This is a genomic window from Agrococcus citreus, assembly GCF_039527715.1.
Taxonomy (GTDB): Bacteria; Actinomycetota; Actinomycetes; order Actinomycetales; family Microbacteriaceae; genus Agrococcus; species Agrococcus citreus.
In genome coordinates, this window is sequence record NZ_BAAAKK010000001.1 from 84,221 (window position 1) to 108,702 (window position 24,482).

Annotated in this window: 31 protein-coding genes and 1 tRNA gene; 21 read left to right on the forward strand and 11 right to left on the reverse strand. The window is 73.7% G+C overall.

Features of this window, described 5'->3' with window-relative positions; all coding sequences use genetic code 11:
* Nucleotides 1-1,150, reverse strand: a 1,150-nt coding sequence (locus ABD106_RS00390) for a nicotinate phosphoribosyltransferase (protein WP_343917822.1), incomplete at its 3' end; no start/stop codon positions are given.
* Between the two features lie 75 nt (nt 1,151-1,225).
* Here ABD106_RS00390 and ABD106_RS00395 point away from each other — a divergent pair.
* Nucleotides 1,226-1,765 (forward strand): GNAT family N-acetyltransferase, encoded by a 540-nt coding sequence (locus ABD106_RS00395; protein ID WP_343916219.1) that lies wholly within the window; start codon nt 1,226-1,228, stop codon nt 1,763-1,765.
* On the opposite strand, the gene ABD106_RS00400 is transcribed toward ABD106_RS00395, so the two are convergent.
* Genes ABD106_RS00400 through ABD106_RS00415 form a run of 4 tightly spaced genes read right to left on the reverse strand, consistent with a single transcriptional unit; the run spans nt 1,766 to nt 4,870 of the window.
* Nucleotides 1,766-2,701 carry an ABC transporter substrate-binding protein gene (locus tag ABD106_RS00400; protein ID WP_343916221.1) on the reverse strand — a complete coding sequence of 312 codons (936 nt, stop codon included), beginning with the start codon at nt 2,699-2,701 and terminating at the stop codon, nt 1,766-1,768. It abuts the gene before it with no gap.
* On the reverse strand, nt 2,698-3,429 hold the full coding sequence (locus ABD106_RS00405; RefSeq protein ID WP_343916223.1) for an ABC transporter permease: 732 nt from the start codon (nt 3,427-3,429) through the stop codon (nt 2,698-2,700). The genes ABD106_RS00400 and ABD106_RS00405 overlap by 4 nt, the downstream gene beginning before the upstream one ends.
* Nucleotides 3,405-4,046, reverse strand: coding sequence for an ABC transporter permease (locus ABD106_RS00410; protein ID WP_343916224.1), 642 nt, complete (start codon nt 4,044-4,046; stop codon nt 3,405-3,407). The genes ABD106_RS00405 and ABD106_RS00410 overlap by 25 nt, the downstream gene beginning before the upstream one ends.
* An 11-nt stretch (nt 4,047-4,057) precedes the next feature.
* Nucleotides 4,058-4,870, reverse strand: a complete 813-nt coding sequence (locus ABD106_RS00415) for an ABC transporter ATP-binding protein (RefSeq protein WP_343916225.1) — start codon at nt 4,868-4,870, stop codon at nt 4,058-4,060.
* A gap of 117 nt (nt 4,871-4,987) precedes the next feature.
* Here ABD106_RS00415 and murI point away from each other — a divergent pair, with 117 nt between their 5' ends.
* The 7 genes from murI to ABD106_RS00450 all read left to right on the forward strand — a co-directional run bounded on the left by murI (nt 4,988) and on the right by ABD106_RS00450 (nt 10,467).
* Nucleotides 4,988-5,824, forward strand: coding sequence for a glutamate racemase (murI, locus tag ABD106_RS00420; RefSeq protein ID WP_343916226.1), 837 nt, complete (start codon nt 4,988-4,990; stop codon nt 5,822-5,824).
* Between the two features lie 12 nt (nt 5,825-5,836).
* Entirely contained in the window at nt 5,837-6,577 is a 741-nt protein-coding gene (gene rph / locus ABD106_RS00425) for a ribonuclease PH (RefSeq protein WP_343916228.1), read from the forward strand.
* On the forward strand, nt 6,574-7,191 hold the full coding sequence (gene rdgB / locus ABD106_RS00430; protein ID WP_343916230.1) for an RdgB/HAM1 family non-canonical purine NTP pyrophosphatase: 618 nt from the start codon (nt 6,574-6,576) through the stop codon (nt 7,189-7,191). The genes rph and rdgB overlap by 4 nt, the downstream gene beginning before the upstream one ends.
* 76 nt (nt 7,192-7,267) lie before the next feature.
* Nucleotides 7,268-8,200: a metal ABC transporter solute-binding protein, Zn/Mn family gene (locus tag ABD106_RS00435; protein ID WP_343916232.1), complete on the forward strand. Its 933-nt coding sequence runs from the start codon at nt 7,268-7,270 to the stop codon at nt 8,198-8,200.
* Nucleotides 8,197-8,943 (forward strand): metal ABC transporter ATP-binding protein, encoded by a 747-nt coding sequence (locus tag ABD106_RS00440; RefSeq protein WP_343916234.1) that lies wholly within the window; start codon nt 8,197-8,199, stop codon nt 8,941-8,943. The genes ABD106_RS00435 and ABD106_RS00440 overlap by 4 nt, the downstream gene beginning before the upstream one ends.
* A 53-nt stretch (nt 8,944-8,996) precedes the next feature.
* Nucleotides 8,997-9,833: a metal ABC transporter permease gene (locus ABD106_RS00445; protein ID WP_343917824.1), complete on the forward strand. Its 837-nt coding sequence runs from the start codon at nt 8,997-8,999 to the stop codon at nt 9,831-9,833.
* Nucleotides 9,814-10,467: a metal-dependent transcriptional regulator gene (locus tag ABD106_RS00450; RefSeq protein ID WP_343916236.1), complete on the forward strand. Its 654-nt coding sequence runs from the start codon at nt 9,814-9,816 to the stop codon at nt 10,465-10,467. The genes ABD106_RS00445 and ABD106_RS00450 overlap by 20 nt, the downstream gene beginning before the upstream one ends.
* Nucleotides 10,468-10,471: 4 nt before the next feature.
* Here the strand turns inward: ABD106_RS00450 and ABD106_RS00455 are convergent, their stop codons facing one another.
* Nucleotides 10,472-11,194, reverse strand: a complete 723-nt coding sequence (locus ABD106_RS00455; RefSeq protein ID WP_343916238.1) for a DedA family protein — start codon at nt 11,192-11,194, stop codon at nt 10,472-10,474.
* Between the two features lie 34 nt (nt 11,195-11,228).
* Nucleotides 11,229-11,311: transfer RNA gene (locus tag ABD106_RS00460), tRNA-Leu, on the reverse strand.
* 62 nt (nt 11,312-11,373) lie between these two features.
* Between ABD106_RS00460 and ABD106_RS00465 the strand changes: the two genes are divergently transcribed.
* The 5 genes from ABD106_RS00465 to ABD106_RS00485 all read left to right on the forward strand — a co-directional run bounded on the left by ABD106_RS00465 (nt 11,374) and on the right by ABD106_RS00485 (nt 15,639).
* Nucleotides 11,374-12,141, forward strand: a complete 768-nt coding sequence (locus tag ABD106_RS00465; RefSeq protein WP_343916240.1) for an SDR family NAD(P)-dependent oxidoreductase — start codon at nt 11,374-11,376, stop codon at nt 12,139-12,141.
* Nucleotides 12,142-12,215: 74 nt separating this feature from the next.
* The gene (locus ABD106_RS00470) at nt 12,216-13,073 is read left to right on the forward strand and encodes a 3-hydroxyacyl-CoA dehydrogenase family protein (RefSeq protein WP_343916242.1); all 858 of its coding nucleotides are present in this window, start codon (nt 12,216-12,218) and stop codon (nt 13,071-13,073) included.
* 63 nt (nt 13,074-13,136) lie between these two features.
* Nucleotides 13,137-13,838, forward strand: a complete 702-nt coding sequence (locus tag ABD106_RS00475; RefSeq protein WP_343916244.1) for a flavodoxin family protein — start codon at nt 13,137-13,139, stop codon at nt 13,836-13,838.
* A 31-nt stretch (nt 13,839-13,869) separates the two neighbouring features.
* Nucleotides 13,870-14,676, forward strand: a complete 807-nt coding sequence (locus ABD106_RS00480) for an alpha/beta fold hydrolase (protein WP_343916246.1) — start codon at nt 13,870-13,872, stop codon at nt 14,674-14,676.
* A gap of 39 nt (nt 14,677-14,715) precedes the next feature.
* Nucleotides 14,716-15,639, forward strand: coding sequence for a hypothetical protein (locus tag ABD106_RS00485; RefSeq protein WP_343916248.1), 924 nt, complete (start codon nt 14,716-14,718; stop codon nt 15,637-15,639).
* A gap of 49 nt (nt 15,640-15,688) precedes the next feature.
* Here the strand turns inward: ABD106_RS00485 and ABD106_RS00490 are convergent, their stop codons facing one another.
* Genes ABD106_RS00490 through ABD106_RS00500 form a run of 3 tightly spaced genes read right to left on the reverse strand, consistent with a single transcriptional unit; the run spans nt 15,689 to nt 17,883 of the window.
* A complete protein-coding gene (locus ABD106_RS00490) occupies nt 15,689-15,880 on the reverse strand; it encodes a VOC family protein (RefSeq protein WP_343916250.1) in 192 nt (63 codons plus the stop codon).
* Between the two features lie 52 nt (nt 15,881-15,932).
* The gene (locus ABD106_RS00495) at nt 15,933-16,862 is read right to left on the reverse strand and encodes an alpha/beta fold hydrolase (RefSeq protein WP_343916252.1); all 930 of its coding nucleotides are present in this window, start codon (nt 16,860-16,862) and stop codon (nt 15,933-15,935) included.
* Nucleotides 16,863-16,899: 37 nt separating this feature from the next.
* Complete coding sequence (locus ABD106_RS00500; protein WP_343916254.1) at nt 16,900-17,883, reverse strand: diacylglycerol/lipid kinase family protein; 984 nt, start codon at nt 17,881-17,883, stop codon at nt 16,900-16,902.
* Nucleotides 17,884-17,969: 86 nt separating this feature from the next.
* Between ABD106_RS00500 and ABD106_RS00505 the strand changes: the two genes are divergently transcribed.
* The 8 genes from ABD106_RS00505 to ABD106_RS00545 all read left to right on the forward strand — a co-directional run bounded on the left by ABD106_RS00505 (nt 17,970) and on the right by ABD106_RS00545 (nt 23,230).
* Complete coding sequence (locus ABD106_RS00505) at nt 17,970-19,202, forward strand: TadA family conjugal transfer-associated ATPase (protein WP_343916256.1); 1,233 nt, start codon at nt 17,970-17,972, stop codon at nt 19,200-19,202.
* Nucleotides 19,199-20,056 (forward strand): type II secretion system F family protein, encoded by an 858-nt coding sequence (locus ABD106_RS00510; protein ID WP_343916258.1) that lies wholly within the window; start codon nt 19,199-19,201, stop codon nt 20,054-20,056. The genes ABD106_RS00505 and ABD106_RS00510 overlap by 4 nt, the downstream gene beginning before the upstream one ends.
* On the forward strand, nt 20,053-20,988 hold the full coding sequence (locus ABD106_RS00515; RefSeq protein WP_343916260.1) for a type II secretion system F family protein: 936 nt from the start codon (nt 20,053-20,055) through the stop codon (nt 20,986-20,988). Before ABD106_RS00510 ends, ABD106_RS00515 begins: the two co-directional genes overlap by 4 nt.
* 11 nt (nt 20,989-20,999) lie before the next feature.
* Nucleotides 21,000-21,188 (forward strand): hypothetical protein, encoded by a 189-nt coding sequence (locus ABD106_RS00520; RefSeq protein ID WP_343916262.1) that lies wholly within the window; start codon nt 21,000-21,002, stop codon nt 21,186-21,188.
* Nucleotides 21,188-21,568: a TadE/TadG family type IV pilus assembly protein gene (locus ABD106_RS00525; RefSeq protein ID WP_343916264.1), complete on the forward strand. Its 381-nt coding sequence runs from the start codon at nt 21,188-21,190 to the stop codon at nt 21,566-21,568. The genes ABD106_RS00520 and ABD106_RS00525 overlap by 1 nt, the downstream gene beginning before the upstream one ends.
* The gene (locus tag ABD106_RS00530) at nt 21,543-22,040 is read left to right on the forward strand and encodes a hypothetical protein (protein ID WP_343916266.1); all 498 of its coding nucleotides are present in this window, start codon (nt 21,543-21,545) and stop codon (nt 22,038-22,040) included. Before ABD106_RS00525 ends, ABD106_RS00530 begins: the two co-directional genes overlap by 26 nt.
* Before the next feature lie 503 nt (nt 22,041-22,543).
* On the forward strand, nt 22,544-22,780 hold the full coding sequence (locus ABD106_RS00540) for a hypothetical protein (RefSeq protein WP_343916270.1): 237 nt from the start codon (nt 22,544-22,546) through the stop codon (nt 22,778-22,780).
* 39 nt (nt 22,781-22,819) lie between these two features.
* Entirely contained in the window at nt 22,820-23,230 is a 411-nt protein-coding gene (locus ABD106_RS00545; protein ID WP_343916272.1) for a hypothetical protein, read from the forward strand.
* A 3-nt stretch (nt 23,231-23,233) separates the two neighbouring features.
* On the opposite strand, the gene ABD106_RS00550 is transcribed toward ABD106_RS00545, so the two are convergent.
* Nucleotides 23,234-24,463, reverse strand: coding sequence for an MFS transporter (locus ABD106_RS00550; protein WP_343916273.1), 1,230 nt, complete (start codon nt 24,461-24,463; stop codon nt 23,234-23,236).
* Nucleotides 24,464-24,482: the final 19 nt, after the last annotated feature.

Genomic DNA, 24,482 nt, shown 5'->3' on the forward strand with positions numbered 1-24,482 from the left:
CGGCGACGACGAGCGGCACCTGCAGCGCGCGCCCGTCCGCTGCCGCGGCGTCGAGCGTCGGCCGGTGGTCGGTGACGAGCACGGTCTCGGCGACGGCGACGCCGTCCTCGAGCGTGCGCACCGCGACCTTCTCGCCGGGCTTCGAGGCCTTGTCCTCGGAGTGCTTCGCGACGCCGACCCACTCGCCGTCGTCGCCCTGCCGGGCCACGAGCTTGTAGACCATGCCGGCGGCGGGCGCGCCCGAGCCGGTGACGACGCTCGTGCCGACGCCGTACGCATCCACCGGGCTCGCCTGGAGCGCCGCGATCGCGTACTCGTCGAGGTCGCTCGTGACGGTGATGCGCGTCTCCTTGGCGCCGAGCGAGTCGAGCAGCGCCCTCGCCTCGGTCGCCACCTCGTCGAGGTCGCCCGAGTCGAGGCGGATGCCGCCGAGCCCCGTGCCCGCGACCTCGATGGCCGTGCGGATGCCCTGCTCGATGTCGTACGTGTCGACGAGCAGCGTCGTGCCGACGCCGAGCACGTCGATCTGCGCCTGGAACGCGGCGGCCTCGGAGTCGTGCAGCAGCGTGAAGGAGTGCGCGGCCGTGCCCATGGTGGGGATGCCCCAGCGCGCGCCGGCGGCGAGGTTCGACGTGGCGCCGAAGCCGGCGATGTACGCCGCTCGAGCGGCCGCGACAGCGGCCTCCTCGTTGGCGCGGCGCGAGCCCATCTCGGCGAGCGGGCGGCCCTTCGCCGCGCGGGTCATGCGCGTCGCGGCGTTGGCGACGGCCGAGTCGTAGTTCAGCACCGAGAGCGCGAGCGTCTCGAGCACGACGGCCTCGGCGAACGAGCCCTCGATGACGAGGATGGGGGAGCCGGGGAAGTACAGCTCGCCCTCGGCGTAGCCGCGGATGTCGCCCGAGAAGCGGTAGTCGGCGAGCCAGTCGAGCAGCTCGGGGGAGACGACGTGGCCGTCGCGGAGGAAGCGCAGCTCGTCGTCGCCGAAGCGGAACTCCGCGAGCCGCTCGAGGAACCTGCCGGTGCCCGCGACGACGCCATAGCGGCGGGCGCCGGGCAGCCGGCGGGCGAAGACCTCGAAGACGGATGGCCGGAACGCGGTGCCGGAGCGCATCGCGGCATCGATCATCGTCAGCTCGTAGCGGTCGGTCATGAGCGCGGTGTCGGTCACGGGCGCAAGCCTACGACCCGGTCGTGGAGCGCCGCCGTGGGCCGGTAGCGTGGCGCGGTGCGCGCATCCCCCAGACCGCTGCCCGAGGGCGTCGAGCTCCGCGAGCCGACGCCGGCCGACGCGCCCGCGTGGGCGCTCTTCCTCGTCGAGGAGCAGCTGCGCACCTACGCGGGGCTGCTGCCCGATGCGTTCCGCGAGGACGGGCTCGCGCAGGCCGACATCCGCGGGCTCACGGCGGCGTTCGCCGAGCCCGGGGACGCGCAGCGGCGCATCGCGTGGCTCGGCGACCGGATCGTCGGCGTCGCGTCGGCGGAGACCGCGCCGGCGCCGTGGGAGATCGAGCTCGGCTTCGTGCCGGCGCCCGCGGATCGAGAGCTCGCGCGCCTGTACGTGCATGCCGACCTCCACGGCTCCGGCCTCGGCGCCGTGCTGTTCGAGGCCGTGGTCGACGAGCGTCCCCATTACCTCTGGCTCATCGACGGGAACGCCCGCGCCGCCCGGTTCTACGAGCGGCGCGGGTTCCGTCACCTCGACGAGCAGGTGTCGACGGGGCCCACGTGGGGGCACATCGCGATGCACCGCATGCTCAAGGACTGATCAGCCGACGAGCCCCTGCTCCTCGAGCCACGCCGACGCGATGTCGGCGGCCGGCGACTGCTCGACCGTGCTGCGGCGGTTGAGCTCGATGAGCTCGTCGGAGGTGAGCGCGGCGCTCACCTCGTTGACGACCGACTGCGCCTCCTCGTCGACGCGGTCGCTCGCGACCGGCACGACGTTCGACGCCAGGAAGAGGCCCTCGGTGTCCTCGAGCACGACGAGGTCGTTCTCGGCGATCGTCGGGTCGGCGGTGTAGACGATGGCGAGCTGGATGTCGCCGTCCTGCAGCGCGCGGATCGTGAGCGGGCCTCCGCCGTCCTCGATGGGCGTGAAGCCGACCTCGATGCCGTAGACGTCGGCGAGGCCCTGCGGCCCGTTCGGACGGCTCTCGGCCTCGGAGTTGGCGCCCATCGTGAGCGGCGTCTCGACGTTCGCGAGATCGGCGACGGTCGTCAGGTCGTTCGCCTCGGCGAACTCGCGCGTCACGACGTAGGAGTCCTGGTCGGTGGCCGGGGCCTGGTCGAGGATCGTGATGCCCTCGGGAGCGGCCTCGGTGAGCGCGGCGAAGACCTCGTCGCTCTGGCGCTCCTCGGGAGCGTCGGCCCAGACCTGCAGCAGCGGACCGGTGTACTCGGGGAAGAGGTCGATCGTGCCGGCCTCGATCTCGGGCAGGTAGACCTCGCGCTGCCCGATGCGCAGCTGGCGATCGATCGTGTAGCCGGCGCCCTCGAGCGCCTGCGCGTAGAGCTCGGCGATGATCTCGTTCGAGTAGTAGTCCTGCGACCCGACGACGAGCGTCGTGGCGTCGCCGCTGCCTGTGGGGGCCGCGGTCTCGCCCTCGGCGAGCGGGTCGGCGCTCGAGCAGCCGACGAGCAGCGCGCCGGTCGCGCCGATGGCGGCGAGCGTGATGCCCGCCCTGCGGATGGAGATGGTCATGCGTGGATCCTCTCTGGGTCGCGAGCGCGAGCGCTGCGCGGGGTATCGGATGGTTCGGCGCGGCGGGCCGCCGCGGATTGGGCGGCCTGGAAGAGCAGCTCGACGACGAGGGCGAGGAGCGCGACGAGGATGGAGCCGGCGAGCATGATGTCGTAGTCGCGCGTCTTGAGCCCCTGGAAGATGGGGCGGCCGAGCCCGGTGTCGGAGACGTAGGCCGCGAGCGTCGCGGTGGAGATCACCTGCAGGGCCGCGGAGCGCAGGCCGCCGATGAGCACGGGGCTCGCGAGCGGCAGCTCGACGCCGGCCAGGATCTGTCGCTCGGTCATGCCGATCGCGCGCGCGCCGCCGACCACCTGCCGATCGACGGCCTCGACGCCCGCGTACGCGCCGGCGAGCACGGGCGGCAGCGCGAGCACGACGAGCGCGAGGAACGGCGCCTCGAGCCCGATCCCGAGCAGCAGCCCGAAGATCGTCAGGAGACCGAGCGTCGGCACCGATCGCGCTCCGCTCGTGAGCGCGATCACGAGCCCCCGGCCGCGGCCCGTGTGCCCGATGAGCACGCCCGCCGGCACGCCGATCGCCGCCGCGACGAGCAGCACCCCGCCCGAGAACGCCAGGTGCTCGAGGACCCGCAGCCCGAGGCCGCTGCCACCGGTCCAGTTGGCGAGGTCGAGGAGGTAGGCGATCGCCTCCGCGAAGAGGTTCATGCCGCCACCGCCCTGCGCCACGGCATCGTGAGCCGGCCAGCGGCCACGCACAGCGCGTCGAGCGCGTACGCGACGACGACGGTGAGCACGAGCCCGGTGAGGATGGATGCCTCGATGCCGCGCTGGAACCCGTCGGTGAAGAGGGTGCCGAGGCTCGACGCGCCCACCACCGCACCGACGGTCACGAGGCTCACGGTGGAGACGACCACCACGCGCAGCGACGAGAGCAGGACCGGCCCCGCGAGCGGCAGCTCCACGCGCCAGAACCGCGCCCACGCCGAGTGGCCCATCGCATCGGCGGCGAGCTTCGTCTCGCGCGGCACGGAGCCGAACGCGTCGGCGGCGCCGCGCACGAGCAGGGCGCAGCCGTAGAGGGTCAGCCCGACGATGATCGTGATCGGCGAGCGCACCGGGACGCCGATGAGCGGCGCGACGATGATGAACAGCGGCAGCGACGGGATCGCGTACAGCAGTCCCGTGCCCGTGAGCAGCGAGCTGCGCGCGCGCCGGTACCGGGCCGCGAGCCAGCCGAGCGGCACGGAGATCACGAGGCTCAGCACGATCGGCACGATCGACAGCACGAGGTGGTCGACGAGCAGCGCGCCGACGATGTGGAGGTTCTGGCTCAGCCAGTTCACGATCGGAGCCCTCAGCCCGCCAGCACGCCGGTGGGGCGATCGTCGCCGTCGACGACGACCCTGCGGCCGTCCACCTCCCGGATGCGCAGGGTGCGGCGCGCGCTGCCCGCTCCCACGAAGCTCGCGACGAACTCGTCGGCGGGGTTCGAGAGGATCTCGGCGGGCGAGCCGCGCTGCGCGACCTCGGCGCCCTTGCGCAGCACGAGCACCTCGTCGCCGAGCGCGAACGCCTCGTCGATGTCGTGCGTAACGAACACGATCGTCTTGCCGAGCTCGGCCTGCAGGGAGCGCATCTCGCTCTGCAGCTGATCGCGCACGATCGGGTCGACGGCGCCGAACGGCTCGTCCATGAGCAGGATGTTGGGGTCGGCGGCGAGCGCGCGGGCGACGCCGACGCGCTGCTGCTGGCCGCCGGAGAGCTGCGCGGGGTAGCGGTCGGCGAGCGCCGTGTCGAGGCCGACGCGCTCGAGCAGGCCCAGCGCATCCTGGCGCGCCTGCCTGCGGCTGCGGCCCTCGAGCACGGGGACGGTCGCGACGTTGTCGGCGATCGTGCGGTGGGGGAGCAGCCCTCCCGCCTGCAGCACGTAGCCGATCGACCGGCGCAGCTGCACCGGGTCCATCGAGCGCACGTCGACGCCGTCGATGCTGACCGTGCCCGAGGTCGGCTCGACCATGCGGTTGATCATGCGCAGCAGCGTCGTCTTGCCGCAGCCGGAGGAGCCGACGAGCACCACCACCGAGTGCGACGGGATGGTCAGGCTGAAGTCCTCGACCGCGACCGTGCCGTCGGGATACTCCTTGCGCACGGATGCGAACTCGATCACGCGAACCCCTCCCGATCGCCGGGGTGCCGACGATACCGCGCACCACTGACATCGAGGTACAGGCAGCCCGACGGCGTCCGGACGGCGCCCGCACCGCGCGCGGCTAGGCTTGCCGACGTGCAGCGCCCGATCGGAGTCTTCGACAGCGGCGTCGGCGGACTCACGGTGGCGCGGGCCATCATCGACCAGCTGCCGGCCGAGTCGATCACCTACATCGGCGACACCGCGAACGGCCCGTACGGCCCCCGCGCCCAGGCAGAGGTCCGCCACCTCGCGCTCGACGTGCTCGACACGCTCGTCGCGCAAGGCGTGAAGATGCTCGTCATCGCGTGCAACACCGCGTCGGCGGCCACCCTCGACATCGCTCGCGAGCGCTACGAGCAGGGCATGGGCATCCCGGTCGTCGAGGTCATCGACCCGGCCGTGCGCGCCGCCGTGCGGCAGAGCCGGTCAGGCCGGATCGGCGTGATCGGCACGGCCGGCACGATCGGCTCCGGCGCCTACCAGCGCGCGTTCGCCGAGGCGGGCGTGCCGCACGTCGCCGCCGGCGCCGCGCCCCGCTTCGTCGAGTTCGTCGAGTCGGGCGTCACGACGGGCGACGAGGTGCTCGCGGCCGCCCACGAGTACCTCGAGCCGCTGCTCGCCGAGCGGCTCGACACGCTCGTGCTCGGCTGCACCCACTATCCGCTGCTCGCCGGCGCGATCGGCTACGTCGCCGGCCCCGACGTGCGGCTCGTCTCGAGCGCCGAGGAGACGGCGGCCGACGTCTACCGCATCCTGAGCGACCGGCAGCTGCTGGCCGAGCCGGGGGCGACACCCACCTACGAGTTCGAGGCGACGACCGAGGCGCAGGAGCCCTTCCTGCGACTCGCGCGCCGGTTCCTCGGACCCGAGGTCACGCACGTGGAGTTCCACCAGACCGGGGTCATCCAGCTCCCCGGCCGCACCGATTGAAGGAGGCCAGAAGTGGCTGAAGCGACGACCGTCGTCCGCAAGGACGGCAGGCAGCTCGACGACCTGCGCGAGGTCACGATCGAGCGAGGCTGGAGCCGCCAGGCCGAGGGCAGCGCGCTCATCACGTTCGGCGCCACGAAGGTGCTGTGCACCGCATCCGTCATGCCGACCGTGCCGCGCTGGATGTCGGGCAAGGGCAAGGGCTGGGTGACGGCGGAGTACGCGATGCTGCCGCGCTCGACGAACGAGCGGATGGACCGCGAGAGCGTGAAGGGGCGCGTCGGCGGCCGCACGCACGAGATCTCGCGGCTCATCGGCCGCAGCCTGCGCGCCGGCATCGACATGCGCGCGCTCGGCGAGCTCTCGATCACCGTCGACTGCGACGTGCTGCAGGCCGACGGCGGCACCCGCACGGCCGCGATCACGGGCGCGTACGTCGCGCTCGCCGAGGCGATCTCCTGGGCGCAGGGCCAGGGCCGGGTGCCGAAGAGCGCCAAGCCGCTGCTCGACTCGGTCGCGGCGGTCTCGGTCGGCATCGTCGACGGCGTGCCGATGCTCGACCTCGCCTACGTCGAGGACGTGCGCGCCGACACCGACATGAACGTCGTCGCCACCGGTCGCGGACTGCTCGTCGAGGTGCAGGGCACGGCGGAGGCCGCACCCTTCGATCGCGCGGAGCTCGATGCGATGCTCGACCTCGCGCTCGCGGGCACCGCTCGGCTCACCGAGCTGCAGCGCGAGGCGCTCGCGTGAGCATCACGGGATCGACCGGGCTCGAGCTCATCGGCGGAGGTCTGCAGGTCGTCGTCGCGACGCACAACCCGCACAAGGTCGAGGAGCTGCAGCGCATCCTCGGGCCGCTGCTGCCGGGCGTCGAGCTCGTGCCGGACGACGGTCCGGAGCCCGTCGAGGACGGCGACACCTTCGAGGCGAACGCGCTCATCAAGGCGCGCGCCGCCCACGAGCGCACGGGCCTGCCGGCGCTCGCCGACGACTCGGGCATCTCGGTCGATGCGCTCGGCGGCGCCCCCGGCATCCACTCGGCGCGCTACGCCGGCACTCGCGATGCGCAGGACAACCTCGAGCTGCTGCTCGCGAACCTCGCTGGGCAGACCGACCGCACCGCGCGCTTCGTGTGCGCCGCCGCGTGGGTCGACGCCGATGGCGAGCTCGTCGAGCGCGGCGAGTGGGTCGGCACGGTGGCGGATGCGCCGCGCGGCGAGGGCGGGTTCGGCTACGACCCGATCTTCCTCCCCGCCGACGCCGACGGCCGGGCCGCAGCGGAGCTGAGCGCCGACGAGAAGGACGCGCGCAGCCACCGCCGGCTCGCCTTCGAGGCGCTCGCGGCACGCATCCAGCGCGCCTGACCCTGACAGCAGCCCGCTCCGCTTCGCGGAACAGGTCCGGCTGCCGATGGGCACGCCGCTGTGGCATGATTTCGGCATGCCGAAAGCACCGGATGCGGGGTGGCGAACTATCGCCGCCGCGACCGCGTGCGCGCTCGCGGCGCTGACCGGTTGCGCCACACCCGGTGCCGCGGCGCCGACGCTGGCCGACGACGACCGGCCCCTCCTGGTCGCCACCTTCACCGTGATCGCCGACCTGGCGCGCGAGGTGGCGGGCGACGCCGCACGGGTCGAGTCGCTCACGCGGCCGGGCGTGGAGGTGCACGACTACGAGCCGACGCCCGGCGACCTCGTGCGCACGGAGGGGGCAGACCTCGTGGTGACGAACGGCATGGGCATCGACGACTGGCTGCTGACCCTCGTCGAGCGGGCGGATGCGCCGCACGTCGTGCTGAGCGAGGTCGTCGAGCCCATCCCGATCGAGACGGGCCACTACGCGGGCAACCCGAACGCCCACGCGTGGGTGTCGCCCGCGGAGGGCGCCCGCTACGTCGAGGCGCTGCGCGTCGCGATGGGCGACCTCATGCCCGCCGAGCGCGCCGCGATCGACGACCGGGCCGCAGCGGTCACAGCCCAGCTCGAGGGGCTCGGCGAGCGGCTGCGGGAGGGCGTCGCGGCGCTGCCGGCAGCGCACCGCGTGCTCGTCTCGTGCGAGGGCGCCTTCAGCTACCTCGCGCGCGACGCGGGCCTCGCCGAGGCGAGCCTGTGGCCAGTGAACGCGGGCGGCCAGGGCACCCCGCAGTCGATCGCCGAGGTCGCCGCGGTCGTCGAGGCGACCGGTGTGCCGACCGTCTTCTGCGAGTCGACGACGCATCCGGGCACGCAGCAGCAGATCGCGCGGAACGCCGGCGTGCGCTTCGACGGCAGCCTGCACGTCGACTCGCTCTCGGCGCCCGATGGCCCGGCCCCCAGCTACCTCGCGCTCCTCGAGCACGACATCGACGCGATCCTCGAGGGGCTCGGCGGATGAGCGGGGCCGCACCGGACGACGCGATCGTCACCGAGGGGCTCGGCGTGCGCTACGGCGAGGTGCGGGCGCTCGCCGACGTGACCGTGCGCATCCGCGCGGGCGAGATCACGGGGCTCGTCGGCGTCAACGGCTCGGGCAAGTCGTCGATGCTCGCCGCAGTGCTCGAGCGCGTGCCGCACGAGGGCACCGTGCGCATCCTCGGCCGCTCGCCCAAGCAGGCGCGACGCGCGGGCCTCGTCGCGTCGGTGCCGCAAGCGGAGTCGGTCGACTGGGACTTCCCCATCACGGTGCGCGACGTCGTCACGACCGGCAGGTACGGGCGGATGGGCCTGCTGCGCATCCCGGGCGCGGCCGACCGGGAGGCGGTCGACGAGGCGCTCGACCTGCTGCGCATCGACGACCTCGCCGACCGCCCGATCGGCGAGCTCTCCGGCGGCCAGCGCAAGCGCGCGTTCGTCGCGCGCGCGATCGCGCAGGACGCCGAGCTGCTGCTGCTCGACGAGCCGTTCGCGGGCGTCGACCGCACGAGCGAGGCGCGCATCGTCGAGGTGCTCCGCAGCCTGCGCGACCGCGGTCGCACCGTGGTGATCGTGCACCACGACCTCTCGGGCGTGGCCGAGCTCGTCGACACGGCGCTGCTGCTGCGCGGCAGGCTGCTGCACCACGGCCCGCCCGATGTCGTGCTCACGCCGGAGCGCATCGCCGAGGCGTTCGGCGCGGGCTCGACCCGAGAGGAGGCGTGAGGGTGGACGCGAACCTCGTCGACGCGCTCCTCGCGCCGTTCTCGTACGACTTCATGACGCGAGCGATGCTCGTCACCCTCGTCGCGTCGGTCGCGTGCGCGCTGCTGTCGACGTGGCTCGTGCAGATGGGCTGGTCGCTCATGGGCGACGCGGTCTCGCACGCCGTGCTGCCCGGCGTCGCGCTCGCCTACATCCTGGGGCTGCCGTTCGCGCTCGGCGCCGCGGTCTTCGGCATCGGTGCCGTCGCGCTCATCGGCGGCGTCCGGGCGGCGACACGGATCAAGGCGGATGCTGCGATCGGCGTCGTCTTCACCACCCTGTTCGCGCTCGGCCTCGTGATCGTCTCGGTGACGCCCGCCGACACCGACCTGCAGCACATCCTCTTCGGCAACGTGCTCGGCGTGAGCGACGCCGACATCGCGCAGGTGCTCATCGTCGGCGCGATCGTCTGCATCACGCTCGTCGTGCTGCGCCGCGACCTCACGCTCGTGGCGTTCGACCCCGGTCACGCCCACGCGATCGGGCTGCGGCCGCGCATCCTGCACGCCGTGCTGCTCGGCGCGCTCGCGCTCACCGTCGTCACCGCGCTGCAGGCGGTCGGCATCATCCTCGTCGTCGCGATGCTCGTCATCCCGGGAGCGACCGCGTCGCTCATCGTCGGCCGGTGGGATGCGCTGCTCGCGTGGTCGGTCGGCGTCACCGTCGTCGCGTCGCTCGGCGGCCTCATCGCGGCATTCTGGCTCGACATCTCCCCGGGCGGTGCGGTCGTGCTGACCCAGGGTCTCGCATTCGGGCTAGCGTTGCTCTTCGGGCCCCGCCGGGGGCTCGTCAACCGGTGGGCCAGGGGTCGATCGACGAGAGCGAGGCGTCATGCAGTCGACAGCCGCTGAGGACTACGTCAAGGCGATCTACCACCACACCGAGTGGCAGCCCGACCCCATCACGCCGTCGCAGCTCGCCGGCCGACTCGGGCTCGCGAACTCGACCGTGACCGAGATGGTGAAGAAGCTCGCCGCCGCGGGCCTCGTGCACCACCGCCCCTACAGCGCGATCGAGCTGACCGAAGCGGGTCGCGCGCTCGCGGTGCGGCAGGTGCGGAGGCATCGCATCGTCGAGACGTGGCTCGTCGAGCGGCACGGCTACGACTGGGACGAGGTGCACGACGAGGCCGAGGTGCTCGAGCACGCGCTGAGCGATCGGCTGCTCGACTCGATCGCGCGCTCGCTCGGCGATCCGACGCGCGACCCCCACGGCGACGTCATCCCGGCCGCCGACGGCTCGGTGGAGCGGCCGGATGCGGTGGTGCTGGCCGATGCGCCGGTCGGCCACGAGGGCGCGGTCGTCCGCATCTCGGACGCCGATCCCGCGATGCTGCGGTTCCTCGCCGACGCGGGCGTCGCGCTCGACGCGCGGCTGACGGTGCTCGGGCAGAAGCCCTACTCGGGGTCGATCGAGGTGCGGACGCACGCCGGCACGATCGATCTGGGGCCGGAGGTCGCGCTCGCGATCTGGCTCGCCGCGTAGCCGGCTAGCGCTCGATGCCCGGCTCGCTCGTGCCGGACAGGTCGAGCGTCTGCACCTGGCCGGTCGCAGTGCCGTCCCGGATCTCGCGCTCGACCTCGCGGCGCGACTGGATCGCGTGCACGATGATGAAGATGATCGCGATCGCGACGACGCCCAGCAGCACGAGGTCGATGTACTCGGTGACCACCTCGGCGACCCCCGGGATGTGCGCGACGCCCCAGCCGACGAGCGGCAGCCCCGCGCCCCACAGCAGCCCGCCGAGGATGTCGAGGCGGAGGAACAGCGGCCACGGCATGCGCCCGACGCCCGCCGCGACGGGCATGAAGGTGCGGACGATGCCGATGAAGCGCGCGATGATGACCGCGGCCGCACCGTAGCGGAGGAAGAAGCGGTTCGTGCGCTCGATCGTGCGGTGCGAGAAGAGGCCGGACGACTTGCGCTGGAAGATCGGTGGACCGGCCTTGTAGCCGATGAAGTAGCCGAGCTGGTCGCCCGCGACCGCGCACGCGGCGATGCACAGGCAGACGAGCCAGATGGGCTGCGGGATGACGCCCGTGTACGAGAGCACGCCCGCGATCACGAGCAGCGTGTCGCCGGGGAGCAGGAAGCCGACGAGCAGCCCGGTCTCGACGAAGACGATCGCGCAGACGAGCAGCAGCGCCCAGACGCCGGCGCCGGAGATGAGCCCCTCGATGTCGATGAGGAACTCGGCAGGCAGGGCGTGCACGGGGACGCTCCTTCGCGATTGGGTCCGTCGCAGGTGCGGGAGAGGGGACTTGAACCCCTACGCCACGAGGGCACAGGAACCTAAATCCTGCGTGTCTGCCAATTCCACCACTCCCGCGTGGAATGTTCAGCGTACCGGCGGCCGCCCACGCGACGCGCACGGTCTGCCAAGGTTGGGCCATGGAGATGCGCGCGCTCGTGACCGGGGCATCCGCGGGCCTCGGCGCGGAGTTCGCGCGGCAGCTCTCGGCCGACGGCTTCGCCCTCGTGCTCGTCGCGCGCGACGAGTCGCGGCTGCGCGCGCTCGCCGACGAGCTCGCGGCCGCGAGCGGCATCGAGGTCGAGGTGCTGCCCGCCGACCTGCTCGACGCGGTCGACCTCGAGCGGGTCGCGGCGCGGCTCGCCGCCGACGCGCGACCCGTCGACGTGCTCGTCAACAACGCCGGCTTCGCCGTCGCCGAGGCGTTCCACGCATCCGCCATCGACGACGAGCGACGCATGCACGAGCTGCTGTCGTGGGTGCCGCTGCGGCTCTCGCACGCGGTCCTGCCGGGCATGCGAGCGCGGGGGAGGGGCGGCATCCTCAACGTGGCGAGCCTCGCCGGCCGCCTGCCGAGCGGCTCGTACTCGGCCGCGAAGGCGCAGGTCGTGGCGCTCTCGCGCTCGCTGCACGCGCGCTACGCCCGCGACGGCGTGAGCGTGACGGCACTGCTGCCCGGCTTCGTCGTCACCGAGTTCCACGACCGGATGGGCGTGTCACCCGACGTCGTGCCGCGAGCGGGGTGGGCGGATGCGTCGTCGGTCGTGCGAGACGGCCTGCGCGCCCTCCGGAAGCGGCGCCGCGCGGTCGTGAGCGACTGGCGCTACCGGCTCGCGCTGCCGTTCCTGCCGCTCGTGCCCGACCGGCTCATCGCCGGCACGGGGCTCGGCGGCCGGCTGGACGGCTGAGGCTGCCGATCAGCGGTGCCGATCGCCGGGCGCTCCCCGCTGTGGCATCGTCAGAGGCGAGCGAAGGAGCATCCGTGCACGAGATCATCGCCGTCCTCGGGGCGGGCGTCATGGGCGCCGGCATCGCCAGGGTCTTCGGCCGGGCGGGGCACGAGGTGCGCGTGTTCGACGTCGACTCGGCGGCCGCGGCGCGCGCCGCGGAGTCGGCCGGCGCATCCGCGCACGCGAGCGTCGAGGAGGCCGTCGCGGGCGCCACGATCGTGCTCGAGGCGGCGCCCGAGCGGCTCGAGCTGAAGCACGCCCTGCTCGCGCAGGTCGAGGCCGCGAACGCCGAAGCGGTGATCGCGTCGAACACGTCGTCGATCGCGCCCGATGCGCTCGCCGCCGGCATGCGCGACCCGTCGCGGCTCGTGATCGCCCACTTCTTCAACCCCGCAGACACGGTGCCGCTCGTCGAGGTCGTGCCCGGGCCCGCGACGCCCGCGGCGACCGTCGAGCGGATGGTCGCGCTGCTGACCGCCGCGGGCAAGACGGCAGTGCCGCTCGCGCAGCAGGTCGAGGGCTTCATCGCCAACCGGCTGCAGGCGGCGCTCTACCGCGAGGCGATGCACCTCGTCGAGCGGGGCATCGCGACGCCCGCGCAGGTCGACGCCACCGTCACCGCGGGCCTCGGGCCGCGCTGGGCGCTCGCAGGCCCCTTCGAGATCATGGACCTCGGCGGGCTCGACGTGTGGCAGAGCGTCACGGACGGCATCTTCCCGACGCTCGGAGACGCATCCGCGGCGCCGGCGATGCTGCGGGAGCGCGCCGAGCGCGGCGACCTGGGCGCGAAGACGGGCGAGGGGTTCCTGCAGCGCGACGCGGATGCGCCGGCCCGCTTCGCGGCGCGGCTCGCGGCGCTCATCGAGGCGCGCGACGGGCTGCCCACCTAGGAGTGAGCCATGAGGCGGGCGGATCCTGTTGCGCTCCCAGGGGCGCGTGCCACTGTGAGGAGCATGACCGCCATCCGAGCCATGTACATCAACTGCACGCTCACGCCCTCGCCCGATGACAGCCACACCGACCTGCTGATCGAGGCGAGCGCCGACATCCTGCGCAAGCAAGGCGTGGAGATCGAGGTCGTGCGCGCCGTCGATCACGAGCTCGCACCGGGCGTCCAGCCCGACATGACCGAGCACGGCGCGAGCGTCGACGCGTGGCCGGCGCTCTGGGAACGCGTGCAGCAGGCCGACATCCTCGTGCTCGCGACGCCCATCTGGCTCGGCGACGCCTCGAGCGTCTTCCGCCGCGTGGTCGAGCGCCTCTACAGCGAGTCGAGCGAGCTCAACCAGCACGGCCAGTCACTGCCCTACGGCAAGGTCGCGGGCATGCTCGTCGGCGGCAACGAGGACGGCATGAAGCACGTCGCCCGCGAGGGGCTCTACGCGCTGCAGCACATCGGCTACACGATCCCGCCGCAGGCCGACGCCGGCTGGGTGGGCGAGGCGGGCCCCGGCCCCTCGTACGGCGATGAGCTCGACGACGGCTCGCGCGCGGGCTTCGACAACGAGTTCACGAAGCGCAACGTGACGATCATGACCTGGAACCTGCTGCACCTCGCGCGCATGCTGCAGGGCGGCATCCCCTCCGAGGGCAACGACCGCAACGCCTGGGAGCGCGGCGACCGCTTCGGCTTCCAGAACCCCGAGTACCGCTAGGCGCACAGGCCGCATCGACGAAGGAGGCACCATGCCCGACATCCGACTCCACATCGACGACTCCGGCGGCGACGGCCGCCCGGTCGTGCTCATCCACGGCTGGCCGCTCTCGGCCGAGTCGTGGGACGAGCAGGCGGAGGCGCTCGCCGCCGCCGGCCACCGGGTGGTCACGTACGACCGGCGCGGCTTCGGCCGCAGCGAGAAGCCCGACTCGGGCTACGACTACGACACGCTCGCCGCCGATCTCGACGACGTGCTGACCGAGCTCGACCTGCGCGACGTCGCGCTCGTCGGCTTCTCGATGGGCGGCGGAGAGGTGGCGCGCTACGTCTCGGCCTACGGCCAGGACCGGCTGCGCTCGGTCGTCTTCGCGGCCGCCGTGCCGCCGTTCCTGCTGCATTCGGACGACAACCCCGACGGGCCGCTCACCGACGAGGCGCGGCAGCAGATGCGCGATGGGCTCGAGGCCGACCGCGAGGGGTTCCTCGACGAGTTCACGACCGGCTTCTTCTCGACCGCCGAGGGCCTGCAGGTGACCGAGGAGCAGCGCCAGCAGGCGCTCGCGCTCGCCCTGCAGTCGTCGCAGGCGGCGGCGCTCGCGGCGATGGATGCGTGGGCGACGACCGACTTCCGCGACGACCTGGGCGCGATCTCGGTGCCGACGCTCGTGATCCACGGCGACGGCGACCAGACCGTGCCGTTCGAGGGCTCGGGCGCGCGCACCCACGCGGCGATCGAGGGCAGCGAGCTGCACGTCGTCGAGGGCGCGCCGCACGGCCTCAACGTCAGCCACGCCGAGGAGTTCAACGCGGCGCTGCTCGAGTTCCTCTCGCGCTGACCGCTGTCGCACGGGGGCGCGTCGGTGCAGGATGCCCGCATGGACACGATCGACTGGCTGCTCGGTGGCGATCCCGCGATCCGCTGGCAGGTGCTGCGCGACCTGCTCGATGCCGATCCCGCGGAGGTCGCCGCGGAGCGCGCCCGCGTCGCGCGCGAGGGCTGGGGCGCGCGGCTGCTCGCCGCACGCGGCGACGACGGGCAGTGGGCCGGCGGCGCGCACTTCCCGAAGACCGAGCCGACGCGCCCGGGCCAGCCCTGGACCTCCACCGCGCACGTGCTCACCGAGCTGCGGCTGCTCGGCGTCGACCCGGCGGATGCGTCGGTGCGGGCCGCGATCGCCGACGTCGCGCGCGTCACGCGGTGGGAGTACGACGACGAGCCGTTCTTCGAGGGGGAGGTCGAGCCGTGCATCAACGCGGCGCTCGTCACGAACGCCCTCTACTTCGGCGTGCCCGTCGACGCCGTCGTCGAGCGGCTGCTCGGCGAGCGCATGGAAGACGGCGGCTGGAACTGCGAGCAGGAGCACGGCTCGGTGCGCTCGTCGTTCGACACGACCATCGGCGTGCTCGAGGCGCTCGCCGCGTTCGAGCGCGAGCACGACGACCCCAGGGTGCGCGAGGCGCGGCTGAGCGGCGAGGCGTACCTGCTCGAGCGGCGGCTCATGCGGCGGAGGTCCACCGGCGAGATCCCGAAGCCCACCTACACGCAGCTCGCCTTCCCGCCGCGGCACGAGTACGACGTGCTGCGCGCGCTCGAGCACTTCCGCAGCGTCGGCGCCGAGGTCGACGACCGCATGGCCGAGGCGCTCGACCTCGTGCGCTCGAAGCGCCGCGACGCCGGCACCTGGGCGCTCGACGTCGTGCATGGCGGCGACGCAGTGAACGACTACGGCCCGGTGGGGGAGCCGAACCGCTGGATCACCCTCAAGGCGCTGTGCGTGCTGCGCTGGGCCGAGGGCTGAGTCGGCCAAGGCTGAGTCGGCTCAGCGCTGAGCCCAGGGCTCAGCCCGCTCAGGCCGCCTCGGCGCCGAGGTAGAGCACGAAGCCCGACGGGTCGCGCACCTGCGCGACGCGCTCGCCCCACGGCATGAGCTCGGGCTCGGCGACGCTCGTCGCGCCGGCGTCGAGCGCGGCGACGTAGAACGCCTCGAGCCGCTCGGGATCGCGGGTCGAGAGGATGGGGAAGGTCGTCTGCACCGCCATGGCGGGATCGTAGGCGGCGAGGCTGCCGCACGCAGCCCCCGATCCCTCTGCCTCACGCGAGCCCGTCGAGGAAGCCGAGCATCGCCGGCACGACGATCTCGGGACGGTCGCGCTGCACCCAGTGCCCCGCATCCGGCACCACGACGATGCGCGCCCCGGGCATCGTCGCCGCCGCCCGGCGGGCGATGGCGGCGGGGACGCCCGTGTCGCGCTCGCCGTGCACGAAGAGGGTCGGGGTGGTGATGGTCGCGAGGCGAGCGCTGTAGTCGGTCGTCTGGCGCCGAAGGCCGACCTGATCGCGCTGGAACTCGCCGAACGCGACGATGCCGGAGCCCCGGCGCGCCTCCTCCATGACGGCGTCGACGAGAGCGGGCGTGCGCTGCTCGGGGTTGCGCAGCACAGGCCGCAGGCTGCGCTCGAGCAGGGCGCGGTTCCTGGCGGTCGCGCGCGAGATGCCCTCGAGCATGCCGGTGCGCGTCGCGGCCCAGCTCGCGAGCTGCGCCGCCGTCGACCATCGCCCCTCCAGCAGCACGGGGGAGAGCCCGTAGGCGCCGAGCAGCATCAGCGCCGAGACGCGCGATGGATGCGCGAGCACGTGCCCGAGCGCGAGGCCGGCGCCCATCGACAGGCCGCCGAGGGCGAACCGGTCGAGCTCGAGCACGCGGACGAGCTCGTCGAGGTAGCCGAGCAGGTGCTCCTGCGATGCCCTCCACGGCGCCTTCGGGGTGTGCCCGTAGCCGGGGTGGTCGGGCGCGATCACTCGGTATCCAGCCCCCGCGAGCTCGCCGCCGACGCTGCCCCACGAGAGCCACGCAGAGTCGAGCCCGCCGCCGTGGAGGAGCAGCACGGTGGATGCCGGAGTCGCGGATGCCGGATTCGCGGATGCTGGAGTCGCGGATGCTGGCGTCGCGGGCGCCGGGCGCCACTCGAGGTACGACACCTCGCCCCACGCCAGCGCAGCGGTGCGTCGATCCGGCTCCATGGCGGTCTCCCGTCGTCAGGGCCGATCGTACGCGGCGTCAGCCGGCGGGCGGGGCGACGGCGACGTGCAGCGAGCCCGGGACGACGGTGATCCGCGCGGCGACGATCGCACCGAACCCGTCGCCGTCGAGCTGCACGTCGTGCGGCGTCTCGAAGCGCACGTCGAACTGCCGGCCTTGGGCGTAGGCGAGCGCGTGCACCTCGGGCGTGAGCGCGAGCATGCGACGGCCGAACCCCGAGTGGTGCGCGATCTGCTGCATCGTGAGCCGGGTGCCGATGCCCGCCCAGCCGGCGCGGTTCTTCGGCCGCAGCATGACGACGTCGAGCAGCCCGTCGTCGACCGCCGCCGCGGGCAGCAGCAGCATGCTGCCGGTGAGGGTGCCGCAGTTGCCGACGATGAGGGTGTGTGCGCGCTCGGAGCGCGCGGGCGCGCCGTCGATGCGGTAGCGCAGCTGCAGCAGCCGGTTCGCGGTGATCGACCGCGCGATCGGCGGCACGTACGCGACCCAGCCGAGGTGGCGCTTCGCGAGCGCGTTCGTGTGCTCGGCCATCGCCGCGTCGAGCCCGATGCCCGCCATGACGAGGAAGGCGTGGCGGCGGTGTGTGCCGTCCTCGTCCTCGAGCTCGGCGATCGCGACGTCGATCGCGCGCGTCGCGCCGCCGAACGCTGCGGCGACGGATGCGTCGAGGTCGCCGAGCGGCAGCCCCAAGTTGCGGGCGAGCAGGTTGCCGGTGCCGAAGGGCAGCAGCGCCATGGGGGTGTCGGAGCCCTGCAGCGCCTCGGCGACGATCCGCACGGTGCCGTCGCCGCCCGCGACGAGCACGACGGCGGGCCCGGTCGCGAGCGCGTCCTCCGCCGCCTGCTGCCCGTCGTCGGTGCCGCTCGTCGCGTGCCAGGTCGACCGCGGCCACCCGTGCTGCGCCTCCTGCGCCTCGACGGCGAGCCGGATGCGGTCGAGGGGCACCTTGAACGGGTTGTAGACGACCGCGGCGTGGGCGCTCGCGCTCGGGACGGACGGCATGGGGGAAGCCTAGGCGGCCGCGAGTCCTGCCCGTCGCTGTGGACAACTTCCGCGGGCCGCTCGGCCGTTCGGCTTCACTGGCTCGCATGGGCCAGGCCGTCGCCGACATCACCGCATCGGTGCGGGCGAGGGTGCGGCGCGACGGCATCGATCTCGCGCGATCGGGCGATCTCGCCGAGCGCTACGTGCGCGACGCGGTGCGCTCCTACGCCGAGCGGTCGCTCGGCGGCAGCGTGCCGATGCTGGCCGACGAGCGGCAGGCCGAGCGCGAGGTGCTCGCGGCGGTGAGCGGCTACGGCCCGCTGCAGCCCTACCTCGACGACCCGGAGGTCGAGGAGCTCTGGATCAACCAGGGCTCGCGCGTCTTCTGCGCCCGCGCCGGCGTGAGCGAGCCCGTGCCGCTGCAGCTCACCGAGGTCGAGGTGCGCGACCTCGTCGAGCGGATGCTGTCGACGACGGGCAGGCGCGTCGACCTCTCCACGCCGTTCGTCGACGCATCCTTGCCCGACGGCTCCCGGCTGCACGTGGCATCCGGAGACGTCGCGCGCGGCGCGATGAGCATCAACATCCGCAAGTTCGCGCGGCGCCTCTCGTCGCTCGCCGCGCTCGTCGACCGCGGCGCGCTGAGCCAGCAGGCCGCGCAGTTCCTGCGGCACTCGGTCGTCGCCGGCTGCAACATCCTCGTCTCGGGGCCGACGCACGCGGGCAAGACGACCCTCCTGAACGCCCTCCTCGCCGCCGTGCGACCGGGCGAGCGCGTGGTGACGGTCGAGGAGACCTTCGAGCTCGACCCGCCCGTCGACGACATCGTGGGGCTGCAGTGCCGCCAGCCCTCCCTCGAGGGCACCGGGGAGATCTCGCTCCGCCGGCTCGTGAAGGAGAGCCTGCGGATGCGCCCCGACCGGCTCGTCGTCGGCGAGGTGCGCGAGGCCGAGGCGCTCGACCTGCTCGTCGCCCTCAACTGCGGGGTGAGCGGCATGTGCTCGATCCACGCGAACTCCGCGCGCGACGCGCTCGCGAAGCTCACGACGCTGCCGCTGCTCGCGGGGCGCAACATCGACGCCGGCTTCGTCGTGCCGACGGTGGCGCAGTGCATCGACCTCGTCGTGCACCTCGCGATCGACGCGCGGGGCAACCGCAGCGTCGTCGAGATCCTCGCGCCGACGGGCTCGACGACCGCCGGGATCATCGAGGCCTCCACGCTCTTCGCGCTGCGCGACGGGCTCCTCGAGCCGACCGGCTCGCACCCCGCCCGAACCTCGAAGTTCGCCGCCGTCGGGCTCGACCCAGTGGCGCTCCTGCGCAGGGGCTCGTCATGACCTGGCTGCTCGGCACCGCACTGGGCCTCGGTCTCGTCCTGGGAGTCAGCCCGTGGCTGTGGCCGCGCGCATCGGTGGCGGTCGCATCCGGGCGTCCCCGACGGATGCTCGACCGCTTGACCCAGGCGGGCCTCGAGGGCGTGCCGCCGCTCGCCCTCGTCGCGGTGTCGCTGCTCGCGGGCGTGCTCGCGGCGGGTGTCGCGCTCGCGCTCGTGCCGGTCGTGGCGGTCGCCGGCGCCGCGCTCGTCGCGGGGGCGGCGGCACCGGCGCTCGCGGTGCGCTGGCGGGCCCAGCGTCGTCGCCGCGCGCAGGCCGCCGTCTGGCCCGACGTCGTCGACCACCTCGTCTCCGCGGTGCGGAGCGGCCTCGCGCTGCCGGATGCCGTGGCCCAGCTCGAGCGCGCCGGTCCCGACATCACTCGGGCGGCGTTCGCCGCCTACGCGGCCGACCATCGCGCCACCGGCTCATTCGCGTACGCGCTCGATCGTCTCAAGGCCCGCCTTGCCGATCCGGTCGGCGACCGCCTGGTCGAGACGCTGCGCATGGCGCGCGACGTGGGCGGCACCGAGGTGACGACCGTGCTGCGCGAGCTCGCCGCCTACCTGCGCGCCGATCTCGCGACGCGCGGCGAGCTCGAGGCGCGCCAGAGCTGGGTCGTGAGCGCCGCGAGGCTCGGCGTCGCGGCGCCGTGGATCGTGCTGCTCATCCTCTCGGCACGGCCGGAGGCGGCGCAGGCGTACAACGCGCCCGGCGGCCTGCTGCTCATCGCCGGCGGCGCGGTCGTGACCTTCGTCGCCTACCGGGTGATGCTGCGCATCGGCGCGCTGCCGACCGAGGCGCGGTGGTTCGCGTGACCGCCGAGACCGGCTGGAGCCTCATCCTGGGCGCGAGCCTCGGGCTGGGGCTCTGGATGCTCGTGAGCCTCGTGCCCATCCTGCGCAGGCCCTTGCTGCTGCACCGCGTCGCGCCCTACGTGCTCGACGTCTCGGCCGGCGCGCGCGATCTCGTTGCGCGCCGACGCGTCAACCCGACGCGCGTGCTGGGCGTCGTCGCGTCGCCGGTCGGCGACCGGCTCGCGCCCGTGGTGCACGCGGTGCTCGGCGCACCCGCAGCCATCCGTCGTCGCCTGCGCCAAGCCGCGTCGACCGAGACGATCGCCGACATTCGCGGCAGGCAGCTGCGATGGGGCGTGCTCGGTGCCACCGCCGGCGCGGCGCTCGGCGTCGCGGGCGCCGTGCAGGGCGGCCCCCCGACGCTGCCCGCCGCGCTCGCCGCGCTCGGTGCCGCGACCGGCGCGATCGGCGTCGACTGGCTGCTGCAGCGCCGCGCGCGCCGACGCCTCGCCCGCATCTCGAGCGAGCTCCCGTCGATCCTCGAGTTCCTCTCGCTCAGCCTCGCCGCGGGGGAGGGGCTGCAGGATGCGCTGCGTCGCGTCGGCGCGGCTGGCTCGAGCGCGCTCGGCCGGGAGCTCGCCGGAGTCGTCGCCGACGCCGCCGCGGGCACGAGCCTGTCGAGCGCGCTCGCGACGCTCGCCGACGAGCTGGAGCACCCGGCTGTGACCCGCAGTGTCGACCAGATGCGCGGAGCGCTCGAGCGCGGCACCCCGCTCGCGCAGACGCTGCAGGCGCAGGCGATCGACGCGCGCGACGCCGCGAAGCGCGACCTGCTCGAAGCCGCGGGGCGCAAGGAGATCTCGATGCTCGTGCCCCTCGTGTTCGGACTGCTGCCGACGACGGTGGCGTTCGCGCTCTGGCCGGGCATCCACGTGCTGCAGGTCGGATTCTGAAGGAGGAGATCATGTCGACGATCAGCAACCGGTTCGCGCGCGTCGCCGGGCGCCTGCGAGACGAGGAGCGAGGGGATGTGCCCGGCTGGGTGCTCGTCACGCTCATGACCGCGGGCCTCGTCATCGTGCTCTGGACCGTCGCCGGTCCCGCGCTCGCCGGCGTGTTCGAGCAGGCGATCGCGCGCGTCACGAGCTTCTGATGCGCGCCGCCGACGAGCGCGGCTCGGCGGTGGCGGAGTTCGCGATGGTCGCGGGCCTGCTCGTCGCGCTCGTGCTGTCGGTGATCCAGCTCTCGCTCGGCCTGCACGTGCGCGCCACCCTCGCCGACGCGGCCGCGGAGGGCGCGCGCCACGCGTCGCTCGTCGGGGCGGATGCGGCGGCCGGCATAGCGCGCACGCGCGAGCTCATCACGGCGTCGATCGGTCCCGCCTACGCGCAGGGCGTCTCCGCGACGACCGCGACGGTCGCGGGACTCGAGACCATCGAGATCCGCGTCGCCGCGCCGCTGCCGCTCCTCGGCCTCCTCGGTCCGGTGGCGCTGGAGGTGACGGGGCATGCCCCGCTCGAATCGCTCGGCTGAGCCGTCACCTGGCGAGCGCGCGCGCGGTCGCTCCCGCTGGCGGGACGACGCAGGGTCCGCCTCGGTCGAGTTCCTCGCCGTCGGGGTCGTGCTGCTCGTGCCGCTCGTCTACCTCGCGCTCGCGCTCGGGCAGCTCCAGCACGCCGTGCTCGGCATCGAGGGCGCCGCGCGCCATGCTGCGCGCTCGATCGCGCAGGCCGAGAGCCACGAGGCGGGGCTCGCCGCGGCCGACCGCGCGCTGCGGGTGGCGATCGTCGACGCCGCGCTGCCGCCGGATGCGGTCGGTGTCGCGATCACGTGCTCACCCGACCCTGCCGGGTGCGACACCGCGCGCGGCACCGTCACGGTGCAGGTCGACGCGACGGTGCCGCTCCCGCTCGCGCCGCCGTTCCTCGCGCTCGACGTCGGTCTCGGCATCCCCGTCTCCGCTCGCGCCTCGCAGCCGGTCTCGGCCTTCGGCGGTGCGCCGTGAACCGGCTCGTGCGGCGCCTCGCGCGCGAGGAGGACGGCTCGACGCTCGTGCTGACGATCGGTTTCGCCGCCCTCGCCCTCGCGCTCATCGTCGCGGTCACGGCGGCGACGAGCCTGCTCATCGAGCGCCGCCGGCTCTACACCGTCGCCGACGGGGCGNNNCGGGCGGCGCTCGCGGCCGCCGAGGCGTTCGCGCTCGAGCAGGTGCGCTTCGACGGCGCGACCGCCGCTCCGGAGCTCGCCGACGCGGCCGTCGATCGGGCCGCCGCCGACTGGGCCGCGACCGCGGGGGCCGATCTCGACGGTGTCCGAGTCGACGGCGCGAGCGCCGACGACCGGAGCGCGAGCGTCACCGTCTCGAGCGCGTGGAGCCCGCCGGTCGTCTCCCTGTTCCTGCCGGCGGGGCTCCGCCTCGATGTCACGTCGACCGCGCGAGCGGTCTTCGTCGACTGACCGCACCCCCTGGCCATGCGGGCTCCAGCCGTCGGCGCTACGCTCGCTGCCATGGTCGCGCAGCCCGATGAGCCCGAGATCGACTTCGACGCGGTCGCCGCGAGCCTCCCGGTCGAGCGTCCCGAGCAGGCCGCCGACGGCCTCCGCGCGCTGATGGAGAACCCGGCGTTCCGCCAGCTCGTGCAGCAGGTGCAGGCGGGCGAGCTGAACGATGACGAGCTCCGCGAGGAGGCGACGTCGATCGCCAACGACCTCGCCGCTCGCCAGGAGCTCCGCCGCGACGAGTAGGGCCTCCCGCGCGGCCGCCGCCGCGGCTAGCGTGACGGCATGACCGCCGCCGCAGCAGCCGCAGCAGCCGAGCTCGACGCGTACTTCCGCGCCTACGCGCAGACGCTCGGCGACATGGATGCGCCCGCGACCGCGGCGCTCTGGGGCGAGCCCGGCATGATGGTCACCGACAACTTCATCGGCACGGTCGCGACGCGCGAGGAGCTCGCGACGGGCCTCGCCGGGTCGCACCCGGAGTACCGCGCGCGGGGCCTCGCCCGCGCGACGCACACGCTCGTCGACCACGCGGTGCTCACCGATCGGCTGCTGCGGGCGCACGTGCGCTGGCACTTCTGGAAGGCCGACGGCTCGCACATCGCCGACGCCGACTTCGAGTACCTGCTGCGGCGCGACGGCGACGGCCTGCTCGCGCACGTCGCGACCCTGCTCGGCGAGCGCGCAGCGGGCTGACCGTCAGTCGCGCGGCTTGCGCGGCAGCCAGCGCAGCAGCATGCCCGCGCCGACGATGCAGAGCGCCGTGAGTCCGCCGGCCGCCCACGCGATCGACGCGACCGAGACGAGCAGCGAGATGAGGAGCGGTGCCGCCGCGCCGCCGAGGTCGGTCGTGAGCCGCCAGGCGCCGAGGAACGGCGCGGGGTTGCGGCGGTCGGCGAGGTCGGCGCCGAGCGTCATGAGGATGCCCGAGCCCAGCCCGTTGCCGAGCGCCAGCACGAGCGCCGCGGCCACGAACCATCCGGTCGCCGCGTCGAGGTCGTGCGAGACGGCGAGCATCGCGAACGCCGCCGCCATGAGCGTCAGCGACGGGACGACGCTCCACAAGCGGCCGAAGCGGTCCATCACCCAGCCCGAGATGAAGAAGAGCGCGAAGTCGACGCCGCCCGCGATGCCGATCACGAGACCGGTCGTGACACCGTCGAGCCCGATCGACACCGCCCACAGCGGCAGCAGCACGTTGCGCGCGGAGCGGGCGAGCGAGAGCATCGCCGCGCCGACGCCGACGGTCGCGAGCACGCGCGCGTGCTGCCGCACGACCTGAGCGATGCCGGTGCGCTCGGCCCGCAGCTCGATCGTGCCGGTCGTGAGCGGCGTGCGCTCGAACGCGGTCGACGGGTCGGGGAGCACGATGAGCACGACGATCGCGACGACGGTGCCGATGGCGCAGATGACCCACACCGACGCGACCGGCAGGCCGATGCCGAGCACCGCCGAGCCGAGCAGCGGGCCGACGAACATGCCCATGCGGAAGATGCCGCCGAGCGTCGAGAGCGCCCTCGCGCGGTACTGGATCGGCACGAAGGTGGTCATGAACGCGTGCCGGGCGAGCGCGAACACCGCGTGGCCGAGGCCGAGCACGAAGATGGCGATGCCGAGCATCCACACGCTCGTCGAGAAGAACGCGATCGCGAGCGCGACGAGCACGAGCAGGCCGGCGGCGATCATCGAGGGCCGCTCGCCGAAGCGCGCCACGACGCTGCCGCCGGGCACGTCGCCCGCGAGCTGGCCGACGGTGAGCATCGCGGCGACGATCGCGGCGACCGCGAGCGAGGCGCCCAGGTCGCCCGCGATGAGCGGGATGTAGGGGATGACGGCGCCCTCGCCGATCGCGAACGCCGCGGTCGGCACGTAGGCGGCTCCCGCCACCTTGCGCCACGGGAAGCGCTCCGACTGGTCGACGCCGCTCATGAGGCGAGACTACGCATCG